23 protein-coding genes are annotated in these 21,977 nt (G+C 60.7%); 16 read left to right on the top strand and 7 right to left on the bottom strand.

Annotated features, from left to right (window positions below):
• Positions 1-1,656: 1,656 nt before the first annotated feature.
• From HK107_RS09420 to clpS, 3 genes are all read right to left on the bottom strand, one after another.
• Positions 1,657-2,403, bottom strand: coding sequence for a hypothetical protein (locus HK107_RS09420; RefSeq protein WP_173199095.1), 747 nt, complete (start codon positions 2,401-2,403; stop codon positions 1,657-1,659).
• Positions 2,403-4,730, bottom strand: coding sequence for an ATP-dependent Clp protease ATP-binding subunit ClpA (gene clpA, locus HK107_RS09415; protein WP_173199093.1), 2,328 nt, complete (start codon positions 4,728-4,730; stop codon positions 2,403-2,405). The genes HK107_RS09420 and clpA overlap by 1 nt, the downstream gene beginning before the upstream one ends.
• Before the next feature lie 81 nt (positions 4,731-4,811).
• Positions 4,812-5,135, bottom strand: a complete 324-nt coding sequence (gene clpS, locus HK107_RS09410; protein WP_173199091.1) for an ATP-dependent Clp protease adapter ClpS — start codon at positions 5,133-5,135, stop codon at positions 4,812-4,814.
• A gap of 166 nt (positions 5,136-5,301) precedes the next feature.
• Between clpS and HK107_RS09405 the strand changes: the two genes are divergently transcribed.
• From HK107_RS09405 to HK107_RS09340, 14 genes are all read left to right on the top strand, one after another.
• Complete coding sequence (locus HK107_RS09405; protein WP_173199089.1) at positions 5,302-5,577, top strand: metal-sensitive transcriptional regulator; 276 nt, start codon at positions 5,302-5,304, stop codon at positions 5,575-5,577.
• Positions 5,574-6,212 (top strand): hypothetical protein, encoded by a 639-nt coding sequence (locus HK107_RS09400; RefSeq protein WP_173199086.1) that lies wholly within the window; start codon positions 5,574-5,576, stop codon positions 6,210-6,212. The genes HK107_RS09405 and HK107_RS09400 overlap by 4 nt, the downstream gene beginning before the upstream one ends.
• An 11-nt stretch (positions 6,213-6,223) precedes the next feature.
• The gene (locus HK107_RS09395) at positions 6,224-6,679 is read left to right on the top strand and encodes a heavy-metal-associated domain-containing protein (RefSeq protein ID WP_173199084.1); all 456 of its coding nucleotides are present in this window, start codon (positions 6,224-6,226) and stop codon (positions 6,677-6,679) included.
• Entirely contained in the window at positions 6,676-7,056 is a 381-nt protein-coding gene (locus tag HK107_RS09390; protein ID WP_173199082.1) for a hypothetical protein, read from the top strand. Before HK107_RS09395 ends, HK107_RS09390 begins: the two co-directional genes overlap by 4 nt.
• Positions 7,057-7,105: 49 nt before the next feature.
• The gene (locus HK107_RS09385) at positions 7,106-7,915 is read left to right on the top strand and encodes a DUF6090 family protein (RefSeq protein ID WP_173199080.1); all 810 of its coding nucleotides are present in this window, start codon (positions 7,106-7,108) and stop codon (positions 7,913-7,915) included.
• The gene (locus tag HK107_RS09380; protein ID WP_173199078.1) at positions 7,912-8,679 is read left to right on the top strand and encodes a hypothetical protein; all 768 of its coding nucleotides are present in this window, start codon (positions 7,912-7,914) and stop codon (positions 8,677-8,679) included. The genes HK107_RS09385 and HK107_RS09380 overlap by 4 nt, the downstream gene beginning before the upstream one ends.
• Positions 8,676-9,416, top strand: a complete 741-nt coding sequence (locus tag HK107_RS09375) for a hypothetical protein (protein WP_173199076.1) — start codon at positions 8,676-8,678, stop codon at positions 9,414-9,416. The genes HK107_RS09380 and HK107_RS09375 overlap by 4 nt, the downstream gene beginning before the upstream one ends.
• A complete protein-coding gene (locus HK107_RS09370) occupies positions 9,413-10,177 on the top strand; it encodes a hypothetical protein (RefSeq protein WP_173198888.1) in 765 nt (254 codons plus the stop codon). Before HK107_RS09375 ends, HK107_RS09370 begins: the two co-directional genes overlap by 4 nt.
• Complete coding sequence (locus HK107_RS09365; protein WP_173199074.1) at positions 10,174-10,914, top strand: DUF6090 family protein; 741 nt, start codon at positions 10,174-10,176, stop codon at positions 10,912-10,914. Before HK107_RS09370 ends, HK107_RS09365 begins: the two co-directional genes overlap by 4 nt.
• Positions 10,914-11,681, top strand: coding sequence for a hypothetical protein (locus HK107_RS09360; protein WP_173199072.1), 768 nt, complete (start codon positions 10,914-10,916; stop codon positions 11,679-11,681). The genes HK107_RS09365 and HK107_RS09360 overlap by 1 nt, the downstream gene beginning before the upstream one ends.
• On the top strand, positions 11,678-12,391 hold the full coding sequence (locus HK107_RS09355; protein ID WP_173199070.1) for a hypothetical protein: 714 nt from the start codon (positions 11,678-11,680) through the stop codon (positions 12,389-12,391). Before HK107_RS09360 ends, HK107_RS09355 begins: the two co-directional genes overlap by 4 nt.
• The gene (locus HK107_RS09350; protein WP_173199068.1) at positions 12,388-13,155 is read left to right on the top strand and encodes a hypothetical protein; all 768 of its coding nucleotides are present in this window, start codon (positions 12,388-12,390) and stop codon (positions 13,153-13,155) included. The genes HK107_RS09355 and HK107_RS09350 overlap by 4 nt, the downstream gene beginning before the upstream one ends.
• Positions 13,152-13,922 carry a hypothetical protein gene (locus HK107_RS09345; RefSeq protein WP_173199066.1) on the top strand — a complete coding sequence of 257 codons (771 nt, stop codon included), beginning with the start codon at positions 13,152-13,154 and terminating at the stop codon, positions 13,920-13,922. The genes HK107_RS09350 and HK107_RS09345 overlap by 4 nt, the downstream gene beginning before the upstream one ends.
• A 97-nt stretch (positions 13,923-14,019) precedes the next feature.
• Positions 14,020-15,804 carry an ATP-binding protein gene (locus tag HK107_RS09340; protein WP_173199064.1) on the top strand — a complete coding sequence of 595 codons (1,785 nt, stop codon included), beginning with the start codon at positions 14,020-14,022 and terminating at the stop codon, positions 15,802-15,804.
• Here HK107_RS09340 and HK107_RS09335 read toward each other — a convergent pair.
• The 3 genes from HK107_RS09335 to HK107_RS09325 all read right to left on the bottom strand — a co-directional run bounded on the left by HK107_RS09335 (position 15,801) and on the right by HK107_RS09325 (position 19,566).
• Positions 15,801-17,753, bottom strand: coding sequence for an alpha/beta hydrolase family protein (locus tag HK107_RS09335; RefSeq protein WP_173199062.1), 1,953 nt, complete (start codon positions 17,751-17,753; stop codon positions 15,801-15,803). The two genes, HK107_RS09340 and HK107_RS09335, sit on opposite strands and share 4 nt — an antisense overlap.
• Before the next feature lie 74 nt (positions 17,754-17,827).
• Positions 17,828-18,997: a serine hydrolase domain-containing protein gene (locus HK107_RS09330; protein WP_173199060.1), complete on the bottom strand. Its 1,170-nt coding sequence runs from the start codon at positions 18,995-18,997 to the stop codon at positions 17,828-17,830.
• A gap of 113 nt (positions 18,998-19,110) precedes the next feature.
• Positions 19,111-19,566, bottom strand: a complete 456-nt coding sequence (locus HK107_RS09325) for a phasin family protein (protein WP_173199058.1) — start codon at positions 19,564-19,566, stop codon at positions 19,111-19,113.
• Positions 19,567-19,963: 397 nt separating this feature from the next.
• Between HK107_RS09325 and HK107_RS09320 the strand changes: the two genes are divergently transcribed.
• Entirely contained in the window at positions 19,964-21,178 is a 1,215-nt protein-coding gene (locus HK107_RS09320) for a D-alanyl-D-alanine carboxypeptidase family protein (RefSeq protein ID WP_173199056.1), read from the top strand.
• A 99-nt stretch (positions 21,179-21,277) separates the two neighbouring features.
• On the opposite strand, the gene HK107_RS09315 is transcribed toward HK107_RS09320, so the two are convergent.
• Positions 21,278-21,559 (bottom strand): DUF2312 domain-containing protein, encoded by a 282-nt coding sequence (locus HK107_RS09315; RefSeq protein ID WP_173199054.1) that lies wholly within the window; start codon positions 21,557-21,559, stop codon positions 21,278-21,280.
• A 135-nt stretch (positions 21,560-21,694) separates the two neighbouring features.
• Between HK107_RS09315 and HK107_RS09310 the strand changes: the two genes are divergently transcribed.
• Positions 21,695-21,958: a DUF7218 family protein gene (locus HK107_RS09310; protein ID WP_173199041.1), complete on the top strand. Its 264-nt coding sequence runs from the start codon at positions 21,695-21,697 to the stop codon at positions 21,956-21,958.
• The last annotated feature ends 19 nt before the right edge of the window (positions 21,959-21,977 follow it).

Genomic DNA, 21,977 nt, shown 5'->3' with positions numbered 1-21,977 from the left:
GAGGACGCTGCAAAACCAGGCGAGGTGCGCCTTGCGGTCGCCGTTCCAGGGATCGTCCGCCTTCTTGCGCCGGATGCGGTCGTCGCGTTCGCGGCGGGAGGGTTTTTCAAGGAGTTTGCGGGGGATGGGGGCCTCCGTAGGGCGGAACGCGCAGCGATCCGCCGTTTGTCCTTGGTGCGGTCGCCGAGCGGCGGATCGCTTCGCGTTCCGCCCTACGGGCACAGCTCATCGTCTGCATGCGGAGGACCGCTGCAGGGCATGCGGGGTATGGCGTGCGGCCGGACCACAGCGCGATCTGATTCTCATTCTAGGGGTCCTTGCTGCGGTCTGAAGGAGCCCAAACCACAGCCGCACGCCATTCGGCGGTCTGACGAACCTCCCCGCGGCCAATCCCTAGCTCACACGAGGGCGGTAGCCGTCACAGCAGCAAACCACCGTACCGGCAGGGTTGAGCGGCGAAGCCGATCAACGAGTGACTGCCAACACCGTCGATCGCCTTCGGCGCTCAACCCCGCTGGTGGAGGGGTTGTAGCATGGGCGGAAGGGGCGGGGATAAAGCGTGACGGCATCGCCCGTAGGGCGGGTGCGCGCAACCAGCGGCAGCCGCGTTCGCGATGCCGACGCCCGCACCCGCGCGGAGCAACGCGGCTGCCGAAAGGGTCCCGCGCAAGACGATCAGCACACGGGCAGCCGCCCTACGGCGCACAGCGCATTTTTTTTGAAGGGATGGACCCCGGATCAAGTCCGGGGTGACGGTGGGTGGAGGTGTGCCCTCACCGCCCCGTCTCTCCGGGCGACCGAAGGGTGACCCGGGAGCCATGGATCATCCGTCCCAATCAGAGGCACACGGATGGTCCATGGGTCCCGGATATTCGCTCCCGCGAATTCCGGGAAGACTATGGTGAGGTCGTAGGGCGGTTTGCGAAGCAAGGCGCCGTGAGGCGGGCGTGGCGAAGGCTGGCCGCGCAAGCCGCCCTACTGGCTTATTCTTATCCAGTCGACGCTAAAACACCCAATACACTTCCCAAGACAAGGAAAAGACAAAACATGAGATTACCGAAGTCGTTTCCCCGAGGTGTCTGGTCACTAGTCTTTCCGGTAAATAGCCAAATTCCTACCCCGATCGGTACAAAAATGACTAGATAGACAATAAGCCCAGCGACTAGGCCAACGACAACATCCAGCCACTTTCCAGTTGCAAACCCGAGCCAAGGAGGGACAATGAATAACGCAAGCGCAGCGAGTCTACCTAAAAATGCCATGGAACAGTACCTGAAGGTCGCCCGCTTAAATCTATACCGACATTCATTGAGAAGCAATTGCCGTTTTTGCTCGGCTCACCGCCGAACCTTAGGGCGCCCAACGCAGTCCCCGGATTCGAAGCTCCGCCGGCGCGATCGGTCGCAGAAAACCGTCCGAGCGGATGAAGAAACACGCCCACCCGCGATCTCAAAATGCAAAAGTACATCCCAAATGGATGGGCGTCTGTGCAGAGTCGAATCTATAAATCGGGCTGGCTATGGGTCAGGGACCTTCGCCTCCGCGAATTCTGGTAGGACGGCGGAGTTGAAGTGGTCCGCATCAAGACCTTACTGCGCGGGACCACGGGAGCGGCGTTTGTTGCATTCTGCTACGCTTCTCTCATGACGCTGGCTATCAGCTACAGGTCCCGGGACCGTCCCATTTTCTGATCACAATAAAAAAGTCTCTGTTCATTGGATTCTCCCAAATGGGCTCGAGCATGTATTCGATGCGGCCCTCGCTAAAGAGACCTGCGATCTGCGAGGCCCTATCGGCCGACTTTTGCTTCGCGAACGCCACAAGACCACCTTCGACGTACGTTGAGCCTCTCCAGGTCTCATCGACGACAAATGTCCCATCCGGTATCGATGATTGAAGAAAGGCCTTCATCTCCAAGGCTGCGTTCATTGCGCCCGGTGTTGGCAGAATGGCGATGCTCACGCCTGAAAATGCATCAAGAGAACTACAGAAAGACGCCTGACGATATTCAGGAGTAAAGTTTTCCGTTCTTACCCACGTGCCGTAGTTTCCAAACTCGAGAGTCCCCGTATCCGAAGCAATTGACCCACGGTGAGGTAGGCCCACCATTTGGATTGATCTGTCTCGCTGGACAAACACAAGCTCTCGGAGAACTCCTCGAGAGCTCACAAGCCAAAGACTGTCTCGGCGGAGTACGATCGACATCGTTGTGTCGCTGCAGCTCTCGACACAAATCCAGCTGCCCTCGAACGCCTTTTCGGGCCGGAACATACTTGAGAACCGGCGGGCTGCCTCAGGTTGCATTGCACCAGCGAAGAAACCGACTGCCGAACTGGCAATGAGGACCAAAACCACCACGAAGACGTTGCGAATAGATGTTCGTTCAAGTGAGAATTCAAACACTAACGCACCCGCTCCTCGACCTCTTCATCGCCCTGCCCTGCCTCAGGCTCCTCGACCCGTGCCGGGTCTTCGGGGATATATTCGAAGGCTAGCTTTTCGTCCTTGCCGAGGGTGACGCGCACGACGCCTCCGTTGCGCAAGGAGCCGAAGAGGATTTCGTCGGCGATCGGCTTCTTGATGTGCTCCTGGATCGTCCTGGCGAGGGGTCTTGCGCCCATGTCTTCGTCGAAGCCGCGTTCGGAGAGCCATCTTGTGGCCTCGTCGGTAAGTTCGAAGGTGACGTTTCTGTCCGCGAGCTGGGCTTCCAGCTGGAGCACGAACTTGGCGACGATGCGGTCGATGATCGGCTTACTGAGTCCGGCAAACGGGATCACCGCGTCGAGGCGGTTGCGGAACTCCGGCGTGAAGAGCTTGTTGATCGCGTCTTCCTGCTCGGAGATGGCGCGGCCCCGGCCGAAGCCGATTTCTTGACGGCCCATGTCCGACGCGCCGGCGTTCGTCGTCATGATGACGATGACGTTGCGGAAGTCGATCTTCTTGCCGTGGCTGTCCGTGAGCTGACCATTATCCATGACCTGCAACAGGATGTTGAAGATCTCAGGGTGCGCCTTTTCGATCTCGTCGAGGAGGACGACCGCGTGGGGGTTCTGGTCCACGGCATCGGTGAGGAGGCCGCCGCCCTGGTCAAAGCCGACATAGCCCGGAGGCGCACCGATCAGCCTGCTGACGGTATGCCGCTCCATATATTCGGACATGTCGAAGCGGAGAAGCTCAACGCCCATCATCTTGGCGAGCTGCTTTGCGACCTCGGTCTTACCGACGCCCGTGGGGCCGGCGAAGAGATAGTTGCCGATCGGCTTGTCCGGCTCACGCAGGCCAGCGCGGCTGAGCTTGATCGCGGCGGAGAGCGCGTCGACGGCATCGTCCTGGCCGAAGACCACACGCTTGATGTCGGAGCCGAGGTTCTTGAGACGCTCCGTATCCGACTTGCTGACGGATTTCGGCGGGATACGGGCCATGACCGCGACGATCTCCTCGACCTGCGCAGTGCCGATTTCCTTCACGCGCTTCTCTTCGGCGAAGAGCATCTGGCGCGCGCCAGCCTCGTCGATCACGTCGATCGCCTTGTCGGGCAGCTTGCGGTCGGTCATGTACTTGGCCGAAAGCTCGACGGCGGTCTTGATGGCTTCGTCCGTGTAGGTCAGGTTATGGTGCTTCTCGAACGCACCCCTCAGGCCACGGAGGATCTCGATCGTGTCAGGGACCGAGGGCTCCATCACGTCGATCTTCTGGAACCGGCGGGAGAGCGCGCGGTCCTTCTCGAAGTGCTGCTTGTACTCCTTGAAGGTGGTGGAGCCCATGCATTTGAGGGTGCCGTTCTGGAGGGCGGGCTTGAGGAGGTTGGAGGCATCCATCGCGCCGCCTGACGTCGCGCCCGCGCCGATGATGGTGTGAATCTCGTCGATGAAGAGGATCGCGTGGTGGTGGCCCTCGCACTCCTTGATGACGGCCTTCAGCCGCTCCTCGAAGTCGCCACGGTAGCGGGTGCCGGCGAGGAGCGCGCCCATGTCGAGGGAGAAGATGGTCGCCTCGGCCAGGACCTCGGGGACCTGCTCGTCGACGATCTTGCGGGCAAGGCCCTCGGCGATGGCGGTCTTGCCGACGCCTGGGTCGCCCACGAAGAGCGGGTTGTTCTTGCGGCGGCGGCAGAGGATCTGGATCGCGCGGTCGACTTCCTTTTCGCGGCCGATGAGCGGGTCCACGTCGCCCTTGCGGGCCTTGTCGTTGAGGTTGACGCAGTAGGCTTCGAGCGCCTCGGGGCCTTGCTTGGCCTGGCCTTCTTCCTCCTCCTGGTCGGCGCCGCGGGGGCTCTTCGGCTGGCTGATGCCGTTCTTGGAGAGGCCGTGGGAGATGTAGTTGACCGCGTCGTAGCGGGTCATGCCCTGGCTCTGCAGGAAGTAGGCGGCGTGGCTCTCACGCTCGGCGAAGATGGCGACGATGATGTTGGCGCCCGTGACTTCGGCGCGGCCTGAGGTCTCCACGTGGATCAGGGCGCGCTGCACGACGCGGTGGAAGCTGGTGGTGGGCTTGGCCTCGTCCAGCTCCTCGACCACGAGATTAGCGAGGTCGTCCTCGATATACTCGGTCAGCGTCTCGCGCAGCTCGTCCATGTCGACGGCGCAGGCCTCAAGGAGAGCCTTGGCGTCGCTGTCATCGAGGAGCGCGAAAAGGAGGTGTTCGAGCGTGGCAAGCTCCTGCTTGCGCTCGGTCGCCATCGCGATGGCAGCGTGGATGGCCTGCTCAAGCCCAGATGCGAAACTCGCCATATTCTTTCTCCTCGCTACCGCTTCGCTGAATGAGCGAAGGGAGTTTCTTTTCGTCGCTACCGCTTCGCTGAATGAGCGAAGTTATTCCTTTTCCATCGTGCACTGAAGAGGGTGCTCATTGCGACGGGCCAGTTCAAGCACCTGCGCGACTTTCGTTTCGGCAACCTCGAAGGTGTAGATGCCGCAGATCCCGACCCCGGTCTGGTGGACATGCAGCATGATGCGGGTCGCTGCCTCGCGGTCCTTGTTGAAGACCGCCTCCAGCAGCCACACCACGAATTCCTGCGGGGTGTAGTCGTCGTTAAGCAGCAAAACCTTGTAGAGGTTCGGCTTTTTCGTTTTTGGCTCGGCCTTGGTAATCGTACCGGTGCCGACGCCGCGGTCGTCGTCGCGTTCTTCGCTCATAGGTGGCGTGATGGTGTCTCAGATGTCCTAGAAGGATAGTATCTGGGCTTTTCGCGCTGCGGCGCAACCCGTGACATTTCCGCCATTCGTCGCGGCGGCTCTGAGCGTTTGAAAGGCTTTTGCAGAGCAACTTGCTTAAACCATGATCCCCCTGCAGGGTAGGGGTATGAAAGACGAAACGAAACCGGACGTTCTCAAGCGGCTGAAGAAAGCCGAGGGCCAGCTGCAGGGCGTGCTGAAAATGGTCGAGAGCGACCGCTACTGCGTCGATGTCCTGCGCCAGATGCAGGCCGTCCGCGGCGCGTTGGTATCGATCGAGCGCCTTGTGGTCGATGACCATGTCGAGACGTGCGTCGATCACGCTCTGACCAGCGGGAACCTCGATGATCGTCGCGAGAAAGTCCGTGAGCTGGCGGATGTACTGAGCGGGCGTAAGCGATGAGGGTCATCGTCGCCTCCATTCTTCTCAGCCTTGCCGCCACGGCAGCGAATGCCCGCCCGGTCTCCTACCAGGGTGGCTGGACCCTGATTGAAGAGACCGATCGCCAATCAACGTCCCTTTGGACCCACTACACCGTCGATCCGGCCCTTTCGCTTGGTTTACGGATCGAATGGGACCGGCAGATGGACTTCGTATTCGCCGGTGGTCAGGCGACCTTCCTTGGGAAACGATGGTTCGGCGAGAATTACCAAGCCAACATCTATCCCGTGCTGGGACTCGGCCATGCCGAGGGAATAGACGACCGAGAGGGCCTCTCCGGGCTCGCCGGGTTCGCTGGCGTCCTCGCAGACTGGGAGACAAGGCGTCTTTTCGTATCCTATCGGAACCGCGTGCTCGATGCTGGAGAGCTTGGTGACCAATTCATGCAGGCTGCCCGCGTCGGCTGGGCGCCCTACGAAGGCGATACCGGCGATCTTCACACGTGGCTGATGATTGAGGTCGACCATCGACCTCAGAATGACGAGCCGGTGGGGATCACGCCCCTCGTTCGTTTCTTCAAGGGCGCTGCCCTCTTCGAAGCTGGCTGGAGCATCACCGATGACCAGCCGCTCATCAACTTCACCTACAGGTTCTAGGGAGGAACCGTATGCTGACGACACTCGCGCTTACCCTTGCACTCACCACGGTGAGTGTACCGGCCCAAGATCATGACCATGAAGGCCATGACCACGGACAGTCTCACGATCATGGCAGCGAACATGCTGGCCATCACGACGGACATGGAGAAAAAACAAAGAAACATCCCCCCATCGCAAAGACGGAGGCGATCGAAAAAGCGCTGAAAGCAGGCGGCAAGCCCGTGGTGGCAGACGTCCTCGGCGTTGTCTGTGACTTCTGCGCCAAGGCCATGAACAAGACGTTCGGCCGCCGCGATGACGTCTCGGCCGTCTATGTCGATCTCGACACGAAGACACTCAACCTCGTTCTCAAGCCGGAGTCCAAGCTGTCCGACCCTGAGATCGAAAAGCTGGTCAAGAAAGCTGGCTACCGGATCGCTTCCATCCGTCGCGGAGAGGAAGCGCTTCAGGGCTCCGGTGCATGAGGCTCTTCGCCCGTGAGGGGCTGGCTCCGACAGTCGCACTGTTCGCCAGCACCTCCACCCTTCTTTGCTGTGCCCTCCCGGCGCTTTTGATTGCCTTTGGAGCTGGGGCGGTGATGGCGGGGCTGACCGCCAATGTCCCGGGCCTGATCTGGCTGACAGAGCGCAAGACCGCACTGTTCCTTGTTTCGGGAGCACTTCTGGTGCTGGCAGGATACATGCGCTGGCGCTCAAGAAATGCGCCCTGCCCCATTGATCCGGCGCAGGCTCGCGCGTGCACACGCATGAGAAAAATCGGAGGCGTCATTCTGTGGATTGCAGTTGGCGCCTATCTTGTTGGCGGATTCTTCGCCTTCTTTGCTGCTGATCTCCTTCTCTAGGTCCTCGCCACCTTTGTGCTAGCGTGAGCACTTAGGGAGGATTCGGGGCGTGCTGTTTCGTAGAGTGCTGGACCATGTCCGCAGCCAGAACTGGCTGGCGGTGGGCATCGACTTCGTCATCGTCGTGGTCGGTGTGTTTATTGGTATTCAGGTTTCGAACTGGAACGAAGCGCGGGTTAATCGGGACGCTGAGGCCGCCTATCTCGAGCTTCTGCAGCAGGACCTTCGGGCATCCATTGTCGAGGTGGAGAGCCAGATCGAGTTCGAGCAGTTCATGGTGGAGATCGGAAACGGCGTCCTGCCGCTGATCGATGGGCAGCCCTCAGAACTGCGGCGTCGGAAAATCGGGATGACGCTGGATCAGCTTGGCGCGCGACGGACACTGATTATTGAAAGCCCGACCTTTCTTGACCTTCAAAGCTCCGGGCGGCTTGGCCTGATATCCAATCCCGACCTGCGTCGGGCCATCGTTTCGTACTTTTTCGGGATCAAACGGCTGGAGGCCGTGATCGATAAGAACAACGCGACCTTCATCGACGATGGTTTCAATCGGTTTACTGATGATATCTCCGTTGGCTCATGGGTATGGGACACCGAAATCATGGGCATGGCTGCGCCCGCGGTGTTCGACACGATCAACCAGACCCGGCGTGAACGCATTGACCCCAGCCTCATGGCAACCGGCGGAAGCGTTCTCATGCTCCCTGCCAGCGCGGACGTCTGGAGCGACGTGAAATCCCGGGTTGGGAAGCGAAGCGGCGTCGCCGCGGCGAATGAAGCGATTGCCAACAGGCTGCGTTCAGAGACGGTTGAGCTGGAGAGCAGGATCGAAGCCTATCTCGGGGGTGCTGACCAATGATCTTGCGCCGCGTGATGGAACATGTCCGCACGCAGAACTGGTTCGCTGTTGGGATCGACTTCGTCATCGTCGTGGTCGGTGTGTTCTTGGGCATCCAGATCGGTAACTGGAACGAGGCGCGGGTATCTCATGTTCAGGAGGCTGAGTATCTTGAGCAGCTGCGGGACGAGATCGCCTCGAACGCGCACATGGCGCGCATTCAGGCGCAGTTCGTGGATCGTGTCGTTGAGGGCGGGCGAAGCGGCCTTCAGTTTCTCGAGAGCGATGAGCCGTGTACGTCGGATTGCGAACGGCTGGTCATTGATCTTTTCCACGCCTCGCAAGTTTGGGGCACCGGGTTCTTCCGCGAGAAGTACCAGGAGACCAACAGGCGAGGCATCCCGAGCCATGAACCGCTGCGCCTGAACGTTCAGAGCGTCTATTCCTACATCGTGGGGTGGGACACGGTGAACGCGACGCCCCCGCCCTACCGCGAACAGGTGCGCGGATACATTCCCGTCGATGCCATGACGCTGCTTTGGCAGGACTGCTACGAAGTCTTGGACATGGCGAACGAGGTTCTGACCTACGGGTGTGAGGACGCCTTGTCGGAGATTGACCTCTCATCGGCCCTCAGCGCGATGCAGGCCGACCGGGAGCTGGAGCATTCCCTGCGGTATTGGGTCGGTCAGAACGAGTATGCGCGGCTGAACTATCCGGAGCTCATCGAACGCGCCGAAGCGAGCGTTGACGCGATCAACCAGCATCTGGAGCGCGGCGAATGATCCTCCGTCGACTGACAGAGCATGTGCGAGCCCAGAACTGGCTGGCGGTTGGGATTGATTTCGTCATCGTCGTGGTTGGTGTGTTCATCGGTATCCAGGTGTCGAACTGGAACGAAGTGCGGCAACAACGGGTCGAAGAGGCTGCGTTGATTGAGCGGCTGCGCGTCGACTTCAGGCGCATCGGTGACGATGGCGAGCGAAGCCGCGCTTTTCATGAATCGATGGTCTCTGATTTCAGGACACTGATCGAAGCCGTTCGGGAGGGTTCGTTTTCCGAAGAGGACCTCCCCGCGATCGAGCGCGCGCTGGCGTTTGGCGATGCCTTTCAAACCAGTGCTGACCACTCAGGTACGTTTACGGAGCTGTTGTCCTCAGGCCGTGCCAACCTGTTGCAGGACAAGCAGCTCCTCGACCTTCTCGTCGAGTACCAGGACTTTCTGGAACGCTTTGCTGTGGCGCGCGACTTCTTCATTGGCAGGAGCGAGGTCATCCAGGTCAGTTTCTCGCGCCACTTCTCCCTCGATATGAGTTGGGCACTCACCGAGGCCTACGCGGATCCGACCGAAGTCGGAACGGGTATCGGGGCGATCGATTTTCAAGGGATGACGGACGATCCTGCATTCGAGAACGCGGCGGAGGAATACTACCGCATCCACAACTACTTCACCATGTGGAGACTGCGGATTGACGCTCGCGTCGATGCCATCCTCGAACGGCTGGAGGAGGCTCAACGATGATCCTCCGACGCGTCATGGAGCATGTCCGTACACAGAACTGGCTAGCGGTAGCGATCGACTTCGTCATCGTCGTGGTCGGTGTTTTCATCGGTATCCAGCTTGGGAACTGGAACGAGGAGCGCGGTGCGGCCGAGCGCGAGCGGATGATGCTTTCCGAGCTGAGGCAGGAACTGGCGATCTCGGTTCAGCGGACACGTGGACGGATCAATTCGTTTGAGCAGGTCGCGGAGGCAGGAGAGCGGTCCCTCGCCTTTCTTTCAAGTGACGAGGATTGCGGGAGCGACTGCTGGGCTGTGCTGTTGGACATGTTCCATGCGTCCCAGTGGCAGACGACGGCTGTACCTCGGACGATTTTTGAGGAGATGCGCCGGGAAGGACTGCCGACGTCCCGCGATGTTGTGGCTGCGGTGTCGGCCTATCACTTCAGGAACGACATCCTGATCACCACCGGCAGCATCATCCCGGAGTACCGAACACTCGTCCGTCAACGAATTCCGGTCGAAATGCAGGAGCATTATTGGAACGCGTGCTACTTCATTCAGGAGGGCTGGGAGCTCTATGTCCAGGACTGTCCCGAGCCCGTGGCGCCCGAAGTCTCTCGCTTGGCCGTCGAAGCCATCCGTGCGGAGCCTGATATTGCCCTGACGCTGACCGAGTGGATCGGCTTCATCGTCTCCTTCCCGAGCGACCTCCAGCAGGAAATCACGATGGCAGAGGAAGCGATCGCCGAGGTCGACCGAGAGCTGGAGCGCCTAAAATGATCCTCCGCCGCGTCATGGAGCATGTTCGTACGCAGAACTGGCTGGCCGTTGGCATCGACTTCGTCATTGTCGTGGTGGGTGTTTTCATCGGTATCCAGCTTGGGAACTGGAACGAGAGCGCTGCGGAGAGGCGGCAGCTTGATCGCCAGCTTATCGCCTTCGCTGATGAGCTTGAGCGCAACCTCGATGAACTCAGCAGCTATCGTGATGCGAAGCAGGCAAGGCTCGACGCGATCAATGAGGTCCGCGCTGCGCTCGCGGAGGCCGACGGGGACGTCGAAGAAGATACGCTGAATGCGGGACTCTTCGCAGTGACCGCGGTGACGAATTACCGGCCTGAGACCGTCGCTTTCGACGACCTCGCCGCTTCGGACGCGTTCAGCACCTTGGCCGGGACCCCTCTGCGGGAGGAGATTTCGAAGTGGGAAGCCGATGTCGTGTACCTGCAGCGGCTGGACCGGGATGCGCTGGAGCATAGGGACCATATCGCCCTGCCCTTCATCACGGAGCACCTCTCCTTCGCCGCCGTTCTCGCGCGAGGCCAGGTCGCCCAGGCAGCAGGGTTTACCCCCTCGTCCTTCAAGAACGACCGGGTCGCGCCAGAGGATTTGCGCACGCTTGACGGCGTTCTGGCCATCCGTTTCGGGACGATCGCGCTGAGTGTCGTCGTTGCTGAACGCCTTATGCAGCAGACGGAGGACCTGATCGACCTCCTCCCGCAGGAGGGGAGCCGCTAATGATCTTCCGCCGCATTCTGGAACATGTCCGTACGCAGAACTGGATCGCGGTCGGGATCGACTTCGTGATCGTCGTCGTCGGTGTTTTCATCGGTATCCAGCTTGGGAACTGGAACGAGGAGCGCGCTGGCCAGACCCGGGCGGTCGGCTATTTGGAACGCCTCGCAGCAGACCTCGACCTGACCACTGAGAGCTTCGAGAACAACCGCATCTTCCGTGAGCAGGTTCGGGACCAAGGGGAAAGAGCGCTCAGCTTCTACGAAGACCGGGGCAGCGCGTCGGACTGGCAGGTCATCTCGGCCTTCATGGAAGCGAGCCATTCCATCGGTGTAAGGAGCGTCAGGGCGACCTATGAGGAGCTAACGAGCACCGGCGATGTGGCCTTGCTCGAGGACTCCGAACTCATGCGAGAACTGGGGGTCTACTATGGCGAGATCAAGATCAACGATCTCATCAGTGAGTTTCCCGCTTACCGCAGGACCGTCAGGGGCATCATCCCCGTAGCGCTGCAACGTTACCATACGGAGCATTGCTATGAGACCAGCGTCCGCCAGGCGCAGCTTTTCAAGGAATGCCCTGCGCCAACCGGGCTTGGCATAGAAACCGGCCCGGTGGTGGCCAGCCTTCTCTCGAACGAAGAGCTTCGCAATGAGCTCCGCTATTGGGTGGCCACCGGCGATATCGTTGTGGGCATCCTGTACCGGGAAGCCGCGCGGTCACAGGCGCTGACTGACCGGGTAAGAGCATCCGTGGAGGCCAGCCGATGATCCTGCGCCGCGTCATCGAACATGTCCGTACACAGAACTGGCTGGCGGTCGGGATTGATTTCCTGATCGTTGTCGTGGGTGTGTTCATTGGTATCCAGCTGGGCAACCTGAATGAAGCGAGGGAGGCCCGGAAAACCGAGCTTGAGCTCATCGGTCGGCTGACAATCGAGTTTGAAGAGATCGCCGCAGCGCTCGATGGGACCCTTGAAGCTGTGCCCCGATATCTCGACGCCACAGGAGTCCTGATCGAAGTCGCTCGCGGCGACTCTGAGTTTGCCGAGGAGCGGATGAAGGAAGCGGTCTATCTGAGCTTCAATCTTGGTCGCCCTCCCCTTCGCTCTGCCACGTATCAGCAACTCGTTGCGTCAGGTGACCTCAAGCTTCTGCGGGATGACGAGACGCGTAGCGCGCTGACCCGCTACCATCAGTCCGTCGATCAGCAGAACTTCCTTTATCCGAAGACTATCGATCAATTGATCAGGGTACCCGACTTTCGCGATGTGCCTGTGCGCTCCGCGGAGGAACGACTGGAATTCCTACAGGGCACAGAGTCTCTCAGTCGAATTCGCTATGATCTCGATGCACTGAGGGAAGCGGAGGGGCATTTGGAAGGCCTCTACGTTCTGCAACTGAACCTCCTCCGAGCTGCGAGGCTTCAGAGCGATTATGCAGGAGCGGCACTCAATGAACTGAAGGGAGGCGAACGGTGATCCTTCGCCGTATCATTGAACATGTCCGTACACAGAACTGGCTGGCGGTCGGGATTGATTTCCTGATCGTCGTGCTGGGTGTCTTCATCGGTCTGCAGGTTCAGGAATGGTCGAACTATCGCGCCGACCGGGCTCTTGAGAACGAGTACTATGAGCGCCTGCGCGTGGAGATCGCTGACCTCCAGAGAACGCGCGCAACAGTTCTGACAGGCCGGCATTTCCTCACCAGTGTGATGGCGGAGGCAGCAGAGAAGGTTTACTCAGGCGACCCGGCGGAGCTGACGGCGATTGAGTGTTTTGCCCTGACCGGAGCGCCTGTTTCCAACCCCACAGATCAAGTCGGGGCGATCAGTGAGCTGATGACATCGGGGAGGCTTACCCTCATCACCGATGTCGAGGTGGCGCGCGCCATCGAGAGCTATCTCCTTGTCTCGGCACGCGCTCGGGACTCGCAAAGCGCGATCGCCTCTGAAAAGGTCGACCCGGCCACGATCTTTCCTGATCTCATCCAGTTCCAAGGCAGCATCGTCCCGATCATTGAAAGAGGCGGGATTACCGAGTCCGTCCAGTCGGAAGAAGTCTTGCGATCCTTCGTCTCCTGCGACCTCGAAGGCATGCGGGATAATAATCAGTATAAGAACGTTCTCTTCAAGATGGTCAACAATCGCGCCTTTCACCGCGGCGACAACCAGCGTGTCGACGCTGCACTCGAAGCCCTACGCGTCGCTGTGGATGCGCAACTTGATGGAGGGCGCTCACGATGATCCTGCGCCGTGTCATGGAACATGTCCGTACCCAGAACTGGGTCGCCGTGGGCATTGACTTCTTCATCGTCGTCGTCGGTGTGTTCATGGGTCTCCAGCTTGGTAACTGGAATGACGAACGCCGGGACCGGGATGAGGAGCAGGAGTTCCTGATTGCCCTTCACCGGGAGATATTGGCCGGCCGGGACGTCTATGAGGAGAAGCTTGCGGCGCGCACGGCCTCTCACGAAGCGATGCAGATTGCGATCGATGCTATCTACAGCGAAGGGGATGGACGGGAGCTGACGGACCAGGAGTGCCTCGCCATCGCGGGGACAAGCATTCTCGTCCTCGGCGAGAGCTCATTGCCCAGTATTGATCGTCTGCAGGCGAACAATCGGCTTTCGATCATTTCCGACGATCTGCTTGCCACAAGGATTGCCACCCTACAGCAGAGCCTTGTGACAGCGGACGATCGGAATTTCACTCGTCAGTCTGCTGTCAATTTATCCTCTAAGTACCCTGAAGCCATCACGACGACGCCTTACGTTGAGGATGCTCCGGCACAGGTGGACGGAACAGAACTGAGGCTTCGTTTTCAGTGCGATGTCGCAGCCATGCAGGCGTCGCCCGCTTTTCGGAATGATCTCGCCTGGAACATCGATCTTTATGACAGCTTCATGCGCGATGTCGTGCAGCCTTACTCGCGGAGCATCGATGGTGTGCACGAGGCGCTTGATGCCGCCCTTGGGGTCGAGCCTGGCGAGCATGCTGGAGCAGATGGGTGATCGCGGAGCGTGGGATCGGTAACAATCAAGCCCATGGAACCACTAGCACTTTTTTGAGTATTTCTCCCTAGAACAGCGCGCAGGGGGAATCATTTGCATGCATTGGAAGGTCCCGTGGCGCGCTCTTGAGCGCTTTCTCCTTATGGAACGCCTCGACAGCGGATGGGCGATCCTGAGGACCCGTGCGACCTACAGCATTTTGCTCTGTTTCGTTCTGGTACAGACGAGCAATATCTTCATCAGTTTGTACACGTTCGGTGGATGGTCCGTTTACCACTGGCCGAGTGTTGCTTTTTCTATTTTCTGCCTCGGCGCTGTCGTTGTTCTTCGCTGGTTCAAGGCATCTCTGTTCTATGCGTCGATCCTTGGCGCGGCGATGATTGCGGGCATCGTTGTGCCGGCGTCACTGGACAATACCGGAATCGACACGTCACTCCTTCCTTACCTTGCGATCAGTCCGTTGGTCCTGACGTTCGTCGGCGGCTGGCGGGTTGGTCTCGTCTTCCTGCCTTTTGCGCTCGTGGTCCTCGTCCTGCTCGCCGAGAATGCGACGCCGGGTAGCGCAGGGTTCCTCACCGGGCTTTCGATGATGCAGGAGCTCCGCCTGACACAGGGTATGTTTGCGGTTTGCCTTGCCACGTTCGCGGCGACCGCTCTCTCGGCAGCAGCGGAAGAGGCGCTCAACAGCCTTGAGGGAGCGCGGTCTCGGGCTCTCGATGCGGAGCGAGCCAAGTCGCAGTTTCTCGCCTCGATGAGCCATGAGCTTCGTACACCAATGAATGCTGTTCTCGGCCTGACAGGCGTGCTTCTCGAGACCCATGACGACCCGCTGAGTGCCCGCCAGCGGAAGCTCATGACGACCATCGACAACGCAGGGAGCCATCTCCTGTCGATCGTCGATGATATTCTGAACCTCTCCAAGCTCGAAGCGGACAAAGTGGCGGTGGAGAGCGAGCCGCTGGATCTCCGCTCCTTGCTGGAGGCCGTGCTGGAAACCTTCTCCGCCAACGCGGAAACGGGCGGGCTGACCCTGACCCTCGACGTCGCGGAGGAGCTGCCGGATCTCGTGCTCGGTGATGAGCTCCGCATACGGCAGATCTTCTCGAACCTTGTCTCGAATGCGCTCAAGTTCACTGAAGAAGGCGGCGTCGCCATCCGGGCAGGCGCCCTCCCAGGCCGCAAGGGCTGGGCGTGGGTCGAGGTACAGGACACGGGCTGCGGCATCCCTGCCGAGCGGTCAGAAGCCGTGTTCGACCCCTTCGAGCAGGCAGAGAGCGGGACCCTCCGCCGCCGTGACGGGACGGGCCTTGGCCTCCCGATCTGCCGCAAGCTCGCGGAGTTGATGGGCGGTGAAATCTCGATCAAGCGCACGGGCCCGGGCGGCACCACCTTCGTGGTGATCCTCCCCCTCCCCGTTGCCAAGACGCCTGCGCCTGAGAAAACCGTTCAGCAAGCGGATAGCTCGATCCGGCTGGACGGCCTGAGCATCCTCGTCGCTGAGGACAATCAGGTGAACCAGCTCGTGACGGAGGAGATCCTCAAGCTTCTGGGCGCGACGCCGCGCTTTGCCGAGAATGGGCAGGAAGTGCTGGAGCTGATGGGGACGATCGATGTCGACCTGATCCTGATGGACAAGCACATGCCTATCATGGACGGGATCGAGGCGACCCGCGCCATTCGCGAGAGCGGTGAGCGCTGGGCCGATGTTCCGATCATCGCGGCCACGGCTGACGCCATGGAAGGCGAAGAGGCTGCGCTGCTCGATGCCGGGATGGACGGCTTCATCGCGAAGCCGATGCGTGCCGACCGCCTCGCCGAGACGATCGACCACGTGATGAAGCGCTCCCAGACCTCTCAAGGCGAGGAAGCGCTCAAAGCCTAGTTGGCCGGGACGACATCTCCGAGGAGATACTGGTCAAGGAAGCGGACATAGGCTTCCGAAGCCTCGATCCGGTTCTTCCGCTTACGGAAGCCGTGGCCTTCGTCCGGGAACAGAACATACTCCACCGGCACGCCGTTCTTGCGGAGCTCAGCAACCATCTCGTCGCTCTCGATCTGGAGGACGCGGGGGTCATTGGCGCCCTGCACGATGAGGACGGGCTTGGTCACCTTGTCCGCGCGGAAGAGCGGCGAGATACGGCGGTGGCGCGCACCATCCGTAGCCGGATCACCCATCTCCGAGTAGAGCCGCTCACGGAACGCGCCCCACCATGGCGGGATCGACGCAAGCGTGCGCTCCCAGTTGGTGACGCCGAAGATGTTGATGCCTGCGTCGAAGACCTCCGGGTAGAAGGTCAGCGCGGCCATGGTCATGAAGCCGCCATAGCTGCCGCCCATGACGGCGATCTTGTCGCCATCGACCCAGTCGAGGCTTTCAAGATAGGTTCGGGCAGCGACCACGTCTTTGAGGTCAGCCTCGCCGTGGCGGCGGTCATCGAGGTGGTAGAAGCTTTTACCGTACCCTGACGATCCTCGGTTGTTGATCGCGAGGACGCCGTAGCCGTTGTTGACCATGTGCTGGATCATGGCGGAATAGCTGGCGCGGCTTTGGCCGCCTGGGCCGCCGTGGACGAAGACGACTGCGGGGACCTTGGCGAAGCTCTCCGCGCCTTTCGGGCGGTACTGGATCGCCGGGATGTCGAGGTCGTCAGCGCTTTCGTAGCGGATCACTTCCGCCGCAACGAGGTGCTCGGGCTCGATCCGTTCATCGAGCGCAGTGGTCAGCTGGCGCGGCTCGGCATCTGCGTCACCCACGGGGAAGACGTAGATGTCGGCCGGGCTCTTCGATGAAGAGATCCGTGCAGCGATCATGTCCTCGCGCGGCGAGAAGCGGACATTGGTCATCGCGCCTTCGGGCAACCCCTCAGGGAGCGTGACCGGGCGGTTGCGCTGCTGGTCGGTGATCGTCGTGACCGTCCGGCCGTCTTCGTTCACCGAGTGGACGCGGAAGCGGCCTGACGGCGAGTAATAGACGCTGGAAACATCCCAGCCACCATCGATCAGCTCACGTCGTTCAGTTTCAAAGAGACGGACCTCGTAGGCCTTCTCGAACTCGCCATCGACGTTGGAGCCGATGACCAGCTTGTTGCCCGTGGGGTCGAAGCCGTAAATGCTGCGGGAAATCTCGCCCGCTTCCGGCGTCAGGAGGACCGGGCCGTCAGCGCCGCTTCTGTTCCGTCTGCGGATGAAGCCGCCGCGTTTCCGGAGATCAGCAGCGTAGACTTCGCTGCGGCCAGCCGAAACCTCGAGGACACCGGCAACCTTCTTGCCCTTCGGGCCCACGGTCAGGTTGTCGAGCACCATCTCGTTTTCGAAGATCAGCTCGCGCTCGAGGCTCTGCACATCGTAGCGGTAGACGTCGAAGGTCTGGGGATCACGTTCGTTCGTCGAGATGAAGAAGGCGCGCTTGCCTTCCTGCCAGCCGAGCCAGTTCGCCTTGACCGCGTCGCCGGGGGTGAGGTCGATGGCCCGCTCACCGGGGATCTTGAGATAGATGTGGGTCAGCTCGTTACCGCCCTGGTCGGCGGCGTAGAGGAAGCTCTCCCCATCAGGCATCCAGCCGAGGGCGAACATCGCGTCGTCGCGGGACTCGGTGAGCGCCTCGCGGTCGCCAGTCTTCGCGTCGAGGGCGTAGACGTTGAAGATGCCGGTCTCGTCCGAGCTGATCAGAAGTTTCTCACCCCGCCGGTCCCAGGCGCCGCCAGCCCTCGCGAGCTGGTAGCTGGTCGTCTCGAAGAACGCTTCCGCCGGATAGATCGGCGCGTCATCGGCGTGAGCGGTCGCAATCAGCGCTGCGCCCACCGCCAGGAAATGTCGGATACGAAGTGCCATCGGCCCCTCCCCTTAAAACAGAGCCGGGAACCTCGCGCGGTTTCGTCCTGCCTGCAAGCCGTGGGCGATGGCGCTCAGCGATCGAGCGGAGGCATCTCGCGGCCAAGGACGGTTTCGATGAGCCCGCGGTAGTAGTTGGCGAACTCCGGCTCATCGCCAATGGCCTCGACGGCGCGGGTCATGACCACCCAGCCATTGGCTCCGTTGACGAAGATCACCGCGCCATTGCCGGTATCGGGAGAGAAATGGACGAGCGCGTTCTCGCCTGCGTCGCTGCCGCTGTGGGTGATGACGTCGTGGTCGCCCCAGCGAAAAACCTGCCACCCGATCGAGTGGCCATAGGCGTCAGGACAGGTGAGATAGCTCACCTCGGGGCAGTTATAGACCGGGTCGCCTTCGAGGGTGGTGAGGATCTCCCTGCGATTCGTCTGGGCGTTCTCAGAGCCCGGCTCTGCGAGGAGGCTCACGAGGAGCTTGGCGTAGGCGGGGACCGTGACGAGGAGATCGTCCGAAGCGCCAATCCGGTCGTCATCTTCGGACATGAGCGCGGCATTCACCTCTTCGATCGCGCGCCAGCTGCCTTCAGCGTCCATCGGCTGAGCGAGCCTGCCATCGTTCCATGCGTCGGGAACATCGCCGAGGCTTATCGCCTCGATGCCTCGCGGGCGGAGTACCAGGTCGGACGCTGCTTCAGGATAGCTCTTCCCAAGCTTCGCCCCGACGAATTCTGCGGCAAGCTCAACCCCTGCTCCGGAATAGCTGAAGCGTGTATCCGGATCGTGGTCGAAGGCGAGAACGCCGTCCTCATAGGCGTAGGCCCAGTTCAGGAGACCTGCCCGGTGAGACATGAGGAGGCGCGGGGTCAGAAGCGCATAGCGCGGATCGCTGCTGAGAGATGTGTCGGTGATCGTCCCGGCGATCGGTTCGTCAAGATCAATTAAGCCCTCCGCCGCCGCAGTGATGACGGTCTCAGCGGTAATGGTCTTTGCGATGGAAGCCGTGTTGAAGACGGTCGACAGGGTCACCGGAACGCCCGGCGCCTGCTCTCCATAAGTCCCCGTCCAGACGACCTCGCCATCGCGAATGACGGCGATCCCTACGCCGGCGGCTTTTTCCTCGGCCAGGAGGTCGGGCATCAGAGCATCGAGCCTGGCGGCGAATTCGGGCTCAGCGGGACGGCTGGCGCACGACGCGAGAAGCAGCGCCATGAGCGGCAAGGCGATTGAGCGGAACCGGTGAAGCATTGGGGAACCCTCCTCCATCGGGAGTAGCTGAGCCGGGCGACTGCGCAAAGAAAAACCCCGCCGGTTTTCACCAGCGGGGCCTTGCATTCCCCCGAATGCGATCGTGTCAGCGCTTAGCGCTGCTGCATCAGCTCGACCATCGCGCTGTAGCGCTTGGAGAGCGGCTGGGCAGCGTCTTTGGCGGTCGCGATCATCATGTCGCTGACTTTGTTCACTTGGCTGATCTGAGCTTCCATCGAGGTGCGGAAGAGCTCGGATTGCGCTTCGAAGAACTCTTGCGGGGTCTTCGCTTTGGTGAGGGCCTGGACCTTGTCCTGAGCCGTTTCGAACTGCGACTTGGCGTAGTCGACGTTCTCTTGGGTCACTTTTTCCATGCCCTTGGCGACGACAGAAGCGGCCTGCATGACGGCTTCGGTGTTGTCCTGAGCAAACGAACCCATTTGGGTCATGCCCTTGGTCATGCGCTCAACGCCTTCGTTGATCGAGGCTTGAGCAGTGTTGGCTGCGGTGAAGACCGACTCGTTGGCGGCTTCGGTAGCTTTGGCGGTGGTTTTGCGCGTTGCGCTCATTGGGTAACTCCTGATCGGTTCTTATTCTTGTCTCACAGCGCCGCCTTAAACTCCCGGAGCGGCGCCGGGTCACGGGATCAAGATCGTTCAAGTCCCATGCTGCACCGCAACATAGAGAACCGAACCAGCCTCGTCAAGGAAATTTGTGCAGCGCACAAACACGACATACGTGTTTGACTTCAACTCTGCGAGAAAAGGCGACTCGGTGCCCCAAGTGACCGCCGTGTTAAGACTTTGCTTAGAACGTTTCTACTAGGCTGAGAACCGTTATCGTGTCTCAAAAATAAGGTGCACACGGCTCCGTGAGCCGCTAGCTTCTTCCTCTAGTTGTGGGGCGAAATTCAGAATGTTAGCGAAGCTTTCCGGCTTTATATCTGCTGTTTGTTGCGCTGCGGTGATGCTTGTTGCCGGGCAGGCTCAGGCGAACCCGAAATATGCGGCGTTCGTGATGCACGAAGGGACCGGTGACGTCCTCTTTTCGCGCTATGCCGACTCGCGGAGATACCCCGCTTCCCTGACCAAGATGATGACCCTCTACGTCCTGTTCGAGGACATCGAGGCAGGCCGCATCAAGCTCGACGACAAGATCAAGATTTCCTCTTACGCGGCACGCCAGCCGGCCTCGAAGCTCGGCCTCCGTACTGGCTCGAAGCTCAAGGTCGAGACGGCCATCGAAGCGCTGGTCATCAAGTCCGCCAACGATGCTGCGTCTGCCGTCGCTGAGCATGTCTCCGGCAGCGAAGTGGCCTTCGCCCGGCGCATGACCCGGACGGCCCGTGACCTCGGCATGCGTTCGACCACGTTCCGCAATGCCAGTGGCCTGCCCAACCGTCGTCAGGTGACGACCGCTCGGGACATGGCAAAGCTTGCCCAGCGCCTCCGCCAGGACTTCCCGCAGTACCAGCACTACTTCCAGAAGAAGAGCTTCGCTTGGAACGGCCGCACCTATCGCAGCCACAACAAGGTTTCGCTCTACTACTCAGGCGCGACGGGCCTGAAGACCGGCTATACCCGCGCCTCGGGCTATAACCTTGCGACCACAGCTGAGCGCAATGGCCATCCGCTGGTTGGCGTGGTCCTCGGTGGCCGCTCGGGCACGACCCGTGACCGCCACATGCGCGACATCCTCGACCGCGGCTTTGCAGCCATCAAATCGCGGCCCTCGCGAATCAAGGTTGCTTACCGCCGCCCGCCGACCCCGAACATGAAGCCTGGCTCCGCACCGATTGCGCTGGCAGCCGCTGACATGGATCCGGCACTCGTGACGGCTGATGACCTCAACTTCCAGATGCTCGCCCAGGCCGTGGCGGCCATCGAATTCGATACGCCCGTCATGGAAGGCGACACCGAGGTCACCGATCCTCGCGACTGGACCGTGCAGGTTGGTGCCTATCGTCAGCAAAAGCTCGCCATGGCCCGTCTTGAAGAGATGGTCTCGGAAGTCAGTGGCGTTGCGCCGACTGCCGAGCGCCTGATCCTGCCGAACACCAGCCGGGGCCGGACGCTCTACCGGGCACGCTTCGCTGAAGTGACCGCAGCCGAGGCGGAAGAGGTCTGCACGCGCCTGAAGGCGAAGCGTCAGGACTGCCTCGCGCTGCCTCCGGGCCGGTAGGCCAAGACCTCAATAAGACAGAAAATAAGCGCGGTCCCAAGCGGGCCGCGCTTTTTGCTTTCGGGAAGCCGGGAGTGCCCAGCTTTCCTTCTTCGCCGATCAGGCTTCGCCGATAGCCGAGAGGTAGAGGTCAAGGAGAGCTTCCTGCTCCTGCCGATCAGCGCGGTCCATTTTGCGGAGGCGGACGATCTGGCGGACGACTTTGGTGTCGTAGCCCTCGCCTTTCATCTCGGCATAGACCTCTTTGACCTGGTCCATGATCTCTTTCTTTTCTTCCTCGAGATTCTCGACCCGCTCGATGAAGAGGCGCAGGCGCTCGCCTGCGACGGTGTCGGTGCTGCCGCCGGTGGCGGGTTCGAAGGATGCGCTGCCGTCGGCCATGAGACTTCTGCCCTCTGTTCGGTTCAATAAGAAGAGGCGCGCACCCTTCCCGCGCGCTGGCGGAACGTCCACCTCGCGTTTTCAACAGCGCAACGGATCGCGCTCCTGGCTGTTGGTTCCGGAAAGGAGACCAGCATGACCAAGGACCACGGCCCCTCGATCAAGAACGATGAGGTCTATGAGAGCCTGCGCGAGGACGGCGCGAGCAAGGAGAAGGCTGCGCGGATCGCCAATGCTCAGGCGAATGACGAGATGAGCCCGTCGGAGAAAGGCGGGAAGGCTTCGAACCTCGAAGACCGGACGAAGGACGAGCTCTATGACCGGGCGCAGGAACTGGACATCGACGGGCGTTCGAAGATGGATAAGGGCGAGCTGATCGAGGCGATCAGGGAGCACTGAGAACGCTTGCGGGCGGGCG

Origin of the sequence: Parvularcula mediterranea (assembly GCF_013085255.1) — a bacterium.
GTDB lineage: Bacteria > Pseudomonadota > Alphaproteobacteria > Caulobacterales > Parvularculaceae > Parvularcula > Parvularcula mediterranea.
The sequence above is the reverse complement of the archived record's forward strand: the minus strand, read 5'-3'. Positions and strand labels throughout refer to the sequence as shown.

Bases quoted from the DNA above. Each gene is read 5' to 3' on its own strand.
- HK107_RS09360 (WP_173199072.1), top strand. From the start codon at position 10,914: ATGATCTTCCGCCGCATTCTGGAACATGTCCGTACGCAGAACTGGATC.
- HK107_RS09320 (WP_173199056.1), top strand. From the start codon at position 19,964: ATGCTTGTTGCCGGGCAGGCTCAGGCGAACCCGAAATATGCGGCGTTC.
- HK107_RS09380 (WP_173199078.1), top strand. From the start codon at position 7,912: ATGATCTTGCGCCGCGTGATGGAACATGTCCGCACGCAGAACTGGTTC.
- HK107_RS09310 (WP_173199041.1), top strand. From the start codon at position 21,695: ATGACCAAGGACCACGGCCCCTCGATCAAGAACGATGAGGTCTATGAG.
- clpS (WP_173199091.1), bottom strand. From the start codon at position 5,135: ATGAGCGAAGAACGCGACGACGACCGCGGCGTCGGCACCGGTACGATT.
- HK107_RS09405 (WP_173199089.1), top strand. From the start codon at position 5,302: ATGAAAGACGAAACGAAACCGGACGTTCTCAAGCGGCTGAAGAAAGCC.
- HK107_RS09330 (WP_173199060.1), bottom strand. From the start codon at position 18,997: ATGCTTCACCGGTTCCGCTCAATCGCCTTGCCGCTCATGGCGCTGCTT.
- HK107_RS09390 (WP_173199082.1), top strand. From the start codon at position 6,676: ATGAGGCTCTTCGCCCGTGAGGGGCTGGCTCCGACAGTCGCACTGTTC.
- HK107_RS09370 (WP_173198888.1), top strand. From the start codon at position 9,413: ATGATCCTCCGACGCGTCATGGAGCATGTCCGTACACAGAACTGGCTA.
- HK107_RS09335 (WP_173199062.1), bottom strand. From the start codon at position 17,753: ATGGCACTTCGTATCCGACATTTCCTGGCGGTGGGCGCAGCGCTGATT.
- HK107_RS09375 (WP_173199076.1), top strand. From the start codon at position 8,676: ATGATCCTCCGTCGACTGACAGAGCATGTGCGAGCCCAGAACTGGCTG.
- HK107_RS09365 (WP_173199074.1), top strand. From the start codon at position 10,174: ATGATCCTCCGCCGCGTCATGGAGCATGTTCGTACGCAGAACTGGCTG.
- HK107_RS09325 (WP_173199058.1), bottom strand. From the start codon at position 19,566: ATGAGCGCAACGCGCAAAACCACCGCCAAAGCTACCGAAGCCGCCAAC.
- HK107_RS09340 (WP_173199064.1), top strand. From the start codon at position 14,020: ATGCATTGGAAGGTCCCGTGGCGCGCTCTTGAGCGCTTTCTCCTTATG.
- HK107_RS09355 (WP_173199070.1), top strand. From the start codon at position 11,678: ATGATCCTGCGCCGCGTCATCGAACATGTCCGTACACAGAACTGGCTG.
- HK107_RS09315 (WP_173199054.1), bottom strand. From the start codon at position 21,559: ATGGCCGACGGCAGCGCATCCTTCGAACCCGCCACCGGCGGCAGCACC.
- HK107_RS09400 (WP_173199086.1), top strand. From the start codon at position 5,574: ATGAGGGTCATCGTCGCCTCCATTCTTCTCAGCCTTGCCGCCACGGCA.
- HK107_RS09345 (WP_173199066.1), top strand. From the start codon at position 13,152: ATGATCCTGCGCCGTGTCATGGAACATGTCCGTACCCAGAACTGGGTC.
- HK107_RS09395 (WP_173199084.1), top strand. From the start codon at position 6,224: ATGCTGACGACACTCGCGCTTACCCTTGCACTCACCACGGTGAGTGTA.
- clpA (WP_173199093.1), bottom strand. From the start codon at position 4,730: ATGGCGAGTTTCGCATCTGGGCTTGAGCAGGCCATCCACGCTGCCATC.